The sequence below is a fragment of the Elusimicrobiaceae bacterium genome (assembly GCA_028700325.1).
Taxonomy (GTDB): Bacteria; Elusimicrobiota; Elusimicrobia; order Elusimicrobiales; family Elusimicrobiaceae; genus JAQVSV01.
Genome location: JAQVSV010000107.1, coordinates 1 through 5,780, shown reverse-complemented (window position 1 = coordinate 5,780; position 5,780 = coordinate 1). Strand labels below are relative to the sequence as shown.

Genomic DNA, 5,780 nt, shown 5'->3' with positions numbered 1-5,780 from the left:
GGCTGTTTGTGCTGGGAACGGCGCTGCTGCTCGCGCTGTGCGCTAAAAAACTTTACGGGCGGGTTGCCGCGTGGGCCGCGCCGGCGCTTTTCATCGCGCTGATGGCCACGCCGATAGTTTTTCCCTACGCGGCCAACACGGAAAAATTCATGCTGCTGCCGATGACCGGCGCGCTCTGCATTTATCTTTACGCCGAAGCGGCGACGGCGCGGCGCGGCTGGTTCTGGGCGGGTTTTTTATCCGCGCTCGCGCTGCTGTTCAAGCCGATCTGCCTGTTCGTGCTGGTATTGCTGCATGCCGCGTGGGCTTTTGAAATATGGCGCAAAAACAAAACGGAACTGCCGTGGCACGGCCTGCTGGTGCTGGCGGGCGGCGCGGCGGCGACCGCGCTGTGCTGCGGTTACATCATACTGCGCGGAGCGTGGCCCCAGTTCTGGGAATTGAACGTGACGTTCAACAGCCAGCTGGCGGTACTGTTCGGAGCGAACCTGTCGGCGTTAAAAAACCATCTGCTTGATCTGGCGCGCTACTGGTGGCTGACGGGACTGCTGTGCGCCGGCTCCGTTTTTAAAAAAAATCCGCGCAAACCGCTTCTCTGGGGCCTGCTCGGCTGCGCGTTCGCGGCGGCCTACCGCGATATTAACGGGCATTATTATATACTGCTGCTGCCGTTCATGGCGCTTATCGCGGCGGGCGCGCTCGTCAGGCTCGGCAAAACCGCGGCGGCTTTTTTATGCGCGTCCGCCATGCTGGCGAACGTGGCGCCAATGGCAACACAGCTGGGTTTATCCCCCGATCAGCTGACGCGCAGAATCTACACCGGCAACCCGTTCACCGAATCGGCCGAGATGGCGCGCCAGCTGGACAGATATACCGCGCCGGACGACGAGGTGTTCATAGCCGGTTCGGAACCCCAGATCCTTTATTACGCCAAACGCAGAAGCGCGACGCGGTTTGTCATCATGTACCCGCTGATGTACGCCACACCCTCCGCGCGCAAATACCAGACTCAGGCGATAGACGAACTGTCCGGTAAAACGCCCCGGGCAATAGTGGTGGCGCGAGTAGGCACCAGCTGGGCGGGCGGCGACCAGACTCCGCCGCTGTTCATACCGTTTTTCACGGACTATATCCGCAAATACGAATTCACCGGCGGCTGCGTGACGGAGAACGGAAAGACGGTCTGGAAAACCGGCAGGGAAAACGAGCAGGCGGTGCTGCTGGCCCTGTATCTGCGGAAACCGCAGTGACCCGGTTGTTTTTCTGTTATTTTTTTCTGTAGACCGTGAATACCGTCATGTCAGGCGCGGTGAAGCGTTCGTGCATGGCCGGTTCCGGTATAGCCGAAGCGTAGCGCGATTTGCGGATCGCAATATCCACCCGCTCGTAAGCCGGCGCTATCGCCGGCGGCAGACGGATGCTGAAAGAACTGACGCCGGAGGCGGTGTCGGCAAAAATCCAGTCCGGCAACGGGTCCGGCAAAGCAAGCCCCGCGAAATTAGCGTTGATGACTTTCATGCCGGTGTAAAAAATGAAACCGAACTCAGGATCGCCCGTGTAGACGCTCTGCGCGGGTGTTGCGTTGGCCTTGAAATAGGCCAATATCCCGTCCAGCCGGTCTTCATAGGGCCGGCCGATTTCGCGCATGGTGTCAAGAAACGGCGACCCGATTTTTTCAGTCCCCCGCCACGGCCATAAAAGCATATGCGGCAGGTTGGTGCAGAAAAACAGAACCGTAACCGCGGCTATCGCCCGGGTCCGGCGCACATGCCGCACAAGCAGAGCGGCAGCCGCAATCGCCGCGGGCGCGCTCAGAAAACAGATATAGCGCAGGAAAACCGGCAGGGGCGCGCGCGCCAGCACCGCCAGATGCACCGGCACGGCCAGCCAGATAAACTTTTCCACGAACAGGGCCGCCGGAGAAACCGGCCCTGCCGGTGGCTGCGGCAAATCGCCTGCCAGCAGCTTCCGCGCCTTTTTGCTTAATTTTTTCAGTTCCGCCGCCCGCTTCATTTCCCCCGATCTGTTGATTTCATAGGCGGCCAGCGGCACGGCAAACAGCGCCAGCGGCAGAACCCAGAAGTTGAAAGCCGCCGCGAACTGCCCCATTTTACTCCAGAATCCGCCCGGCACATAAACCCCGCCATGCGCCCAAACCCTGGCGTAAACAACCCAGGGCAGCACCAGCCCGGTGAACATTCCGGCCGCGCCGGCCGCGCCCTTCCATATCCCCGGAATTTTCCTGCCGAAAAACGCGCAGGCCGCGACCAGCGCGATAATATTGCCCGCCGCCGCGGTGTAATTGGAGTAAAACTGCAACGCCAGCGCAAGCGCGATATTAACCGCGCCGCGCCGGGTTTTACCGCCGGCCAGCTGCCACAGCCCGAACAACAGCCAGACCTGCCCCAATATCAGAATCGAGTAGTACCGGCATTGCCGCGAATGCAGAATGAACATCTGGCTGGCGCACAACATGAATCCGGCAAGCAGGGCGATTTTATGTTTTCCGTACATCAGCCACGCGAGATATATCGCCAGCAAAAACGCTGCGAACCCGGCCGCCGCGAAAGGCAGCCGGGCGGACAGGGTTGACTCCCCGCCGAGTTTAAATGACGCCGCCGCAATATATTTGTCCAGCCAGGGAGCCCAGGTCCACAACCCACGGTCATTGGCGTCAATCGCCGGGCCGAGCACGGATACCGTATTCTTGCCGTCGTAAATGCGGGGCACGCCGAACCGGTTGATATTGCGCGCCAGAAGCGCGGTTTCCGCCTCGTCAGCCCACAGCACTCTGCCGCCGAGATTGTAAAACAGCAGATACGCGCCCAGGCCGCCTAGCAATATATAGGAAAAAAGAATTACATGTTTACGCATATTTTCCGCACGGCAGATAATTTGGAACTTCACACTCGCACATTCTAACACTTTTTCCATCCCGATAACCCGCGGCAATGCGCCACGGCGGGAAATCTGACGCTAAACCCCGGCTTTCGGCAGAATTTATTGCCGTGGCGCAAACCGGGTAAAGCTGTCCGGCATCGAGTATTTCAGGCGGTTTTGCGCCTAACTGCCTGCACGCTGGCGCGGCGGGGTTTTATCCGGGCAGCTGCAAAAGCGGCGCGCCGGTATTACATGGGCTGGCATGGCGCGGCTAAAAAAGCGGCGGTTTAAGCAAAACTTCACACAAAAACACCGCCGCCCGGCAATAAACAGTGTGGCGGATGGTGTTTGCCGCCAAAACTTCCGTTCCCATTGCGCAGGCCCGTTATTTAAATTACAATCAGGACTATAGGGGTGCAAAATATGAAAAAAGCATTAACGTTATTGATGTTTGCCGCGCTGACGCTGTCGGCCGGGGCGGCTTCCGCCGAGCCGCTTGAAAAGATGGCGAAAAAACTGGCGGGCGGACTGAAAAATAAAAAAATCGCAAAAGTGGCCGTGCTCGATTTCCTGTATCATGACGGGGCCACCAGCAGCGGCTCCTCCATCGTGCAGGAACGCCTGACCACCTATCTGGCGGAAACGGGCAAAGTCGAGGTTGTCGAACGCAACCTCATAAAGAAACTCCTTGAAGAACGCAAGCTGGAAATGAGCGGCGCCATTGATCCGCAGACCACGAAGGAACTGGGCAAGATACTGGGCGTTCCGGTTGTCATCATCGGCACGCTTAACGATATGGAAAAGGAAACCGAGGTGAACGCCCGCGCGGTTGACACCGAAAGCGGCGCCATACTCGCCGCCGCCAAAACGGACATAAAACGCACCTGGCAGGACGCGCCGGTCAAACCTGCCCCCGGCGGCATGGCCGCCGGGCCCGTATCTCCCGGCACTCCACCCTCCGGCAAGTATCTGGGCAAACCGCTTGTCCAGATAGCCATTCTGCTTGACACGTCCAGCAGCATGGACGGACTGATCAATCAGGCCCGCACCCAGATCTGGCGCATTGTGAACGAATTCATCTCCGCCGAGCAGAAGGGCAAGAACCCGGAAATACAGGTCGCGCTTTACGAATACGGCAACAGCGGCCTTTCCGCAAATACCGGCTACATACGCAGGCTCACGCCGTTCACCGCGAACCTCGACACCGTTTCAGAAATGCTGTTCGCGCTGAAAACCAACGGCGGCGACGAATACTGCGGCTGGGTGATCAGGGATGCGGTTGACCAGCTTGACTGGTCGCCTTATGCCGACGTGTACAAGGCCATTTTCATTGCCGGCAATGAACCGTTTACGCAAGGCGCCGTGAATTTCCAGACAAGCCTGCAGAAAGCCGCTGCCAAAGGAATTTTCGTAAACACCATCTATTGCGGCGACCGCCAGCGCGGCATCGCCGACCAGTGGAAAACCGCCGCCGAACTGGCGAACGGGGATTACTCCAACATTGACCAGCAGTATGAAGTCGTCTACACAGCCGCCCCGCAGGATGACGAGATCGCCCGGCTCTCCGCCAGGCTGGACCAGACCCAGGTGCCCATGGGCGCAAGCGGCAGAATGCGGCAGGAGGCGAAAGAGATGACTTTCAGCAAAACCGCGTCCGCCGCGCCGGCCGCGGGCATAGCCATGCAGTCCTACCGCGCCAGCGAGCAGAACGCCAAAGCCGACGCCGAGTGGGACGCCGTGGCCGCCATAGCCTCCGGTTCAAAAGGCTATTCCGACATAAAAAAAGAAGAACTGCCGCAGGAGATGCAGGGATTGTCGGATAAGGACCGCAAGAAAAAACTCGAAGCCATGGTGTCCGAACGCAAAGCCATTCAGGGTAAAATAACCGCGCTCAGCCTGGCCCGGCAGAAATATCTGGCCGAGCAGGAAAAAACAGCCAAAAACGGGCCGAAAACGCTTGAGCAGGCCATACTGGAAACCCTGCACAAACAGGGCGGGCAGAAAGGCCTCAAATTCAAGACCAACTGAGCTGCGCTATGGCAGTGAAAGCCCGGGCGCATTAAGCGCCCGGGCTTTCTATCACGGCACAGACAAGGCGGAATGAATACCGCCGGACGCGCGGCACTGAGCGGGGATGAATAAGGCTGTCGCGCCGGCTTCTGCAAACGGCGGTTTGCGTGATAACGCCCTGCGGCATACGCCGAAAAAAACATGGGGAACCGTAATAATCAATAACGCTCATGTTTTCAGGAAAGCATTTAAGGATATAATGTAGGCGAAAGCAAAAACCCGTGTGCCGGATTTTCACATCGTGCGTAAAAAAACCCGGCCCCGCCGTGGTGGCTGAACATTAAAGAAAGGAGAACCGATATGGGATTTAATCTCAGAAACAGAAATTTCCTCAAGGAACTCGACTTTACCAAAGAAGAACTCGTTTTTTTCCTCAAGCTGGCGAAAGATCTTAAAGCGGCAAAATATGCCGGCACCGAACAGCGGAGATTAACCGGCAAGAATATCGCCCTGATTTTTGAAAAAACCTCCACGCGCACCCGCTGCGCGTTCGAAGTGGCCGCCCACGACCAGGGCGCGCACGTTACCTATCTCGAGCCTACCGGCAGCCAGCTGGGCCACAAGGAAACCGTGAAGGACACAGCCCGCGTGCTCGGCCGGATGTACGACGGTATTGAATACCGCGGGTTCGGACAGGAAATAGTGGAGGAGCTGGCCAGATTCGCCGGCGTGCCGGTATGGAACGGACTTACCAACGAATGGCATCCGACCCAGATGCTGGCCGATGTGCTCACCATGACGGAACACTGCGCCAGGCCGCTTGAACAGATTTCCTACGCCTACGTCGGCGACGCGCGTTTTAACATGGGCCGCTCGCTGCTGGTGGTCGG

At 58.2% G+C, this 5,780-nt stretch carries 4 protein-coding genes; 3 read left to right on the top strand and 1 reads right to left on the bottom strand.

Translation table 11 applies throughout. The annotated features are described in order from the left end of the window. On the top strand, positions 1 to 1,250 hold a 1,250-nt coding region (locus PHW69_09690; GenBank protein MDD4005453.1), incomplete at its 5' end, for a hypothetical protein. A gap of 16 nt (positions 1,251 to 1,266) precedes the next feature. Here PHW69_09690 and PHW69_09685 read toward each other — a convergent pair. Beyond that, positions 1,267 to 2,874, bottom strand: coding sequence for a hypothetical protein (locus PHW69_09685; GenBank protein MDD4005452.1), 1,608 nt, complete (start codon positions 2,872 to 2,874; stop codon positions 1,267 to 1,269). Positions 2,875 to 3,303: 429 nt separating this feature from the next. Here PHW69_09685 and PHW69_09680 point away from each other — a divergent pair, with 429 nt between their 5' ends. Both PHW69_09680 and PHW69_09675 read left to right on the top strand, forming a co-directional pair. Further along, on the top strand, positions 3,304 to 4,908 hold the full coding sequence (locus PHW69_09680) for a FlgO family outer membrane protein (protein MDD4005451.1): 1,605 nt from the start codon (positions 3,304 to 3,306) through the stop codon (positions 4,906 to 4,908). Between the two features lie 342 nt (positions 4,909 to 5,250). Then, positions 5,251 to 5,780 (top strand): ornithine carbamoyltransferase subunit F (locus tag PHW69_09675; protein MDD4005450.1); only part of this gene is annotated, 530 nt, incomplete at its 3' end.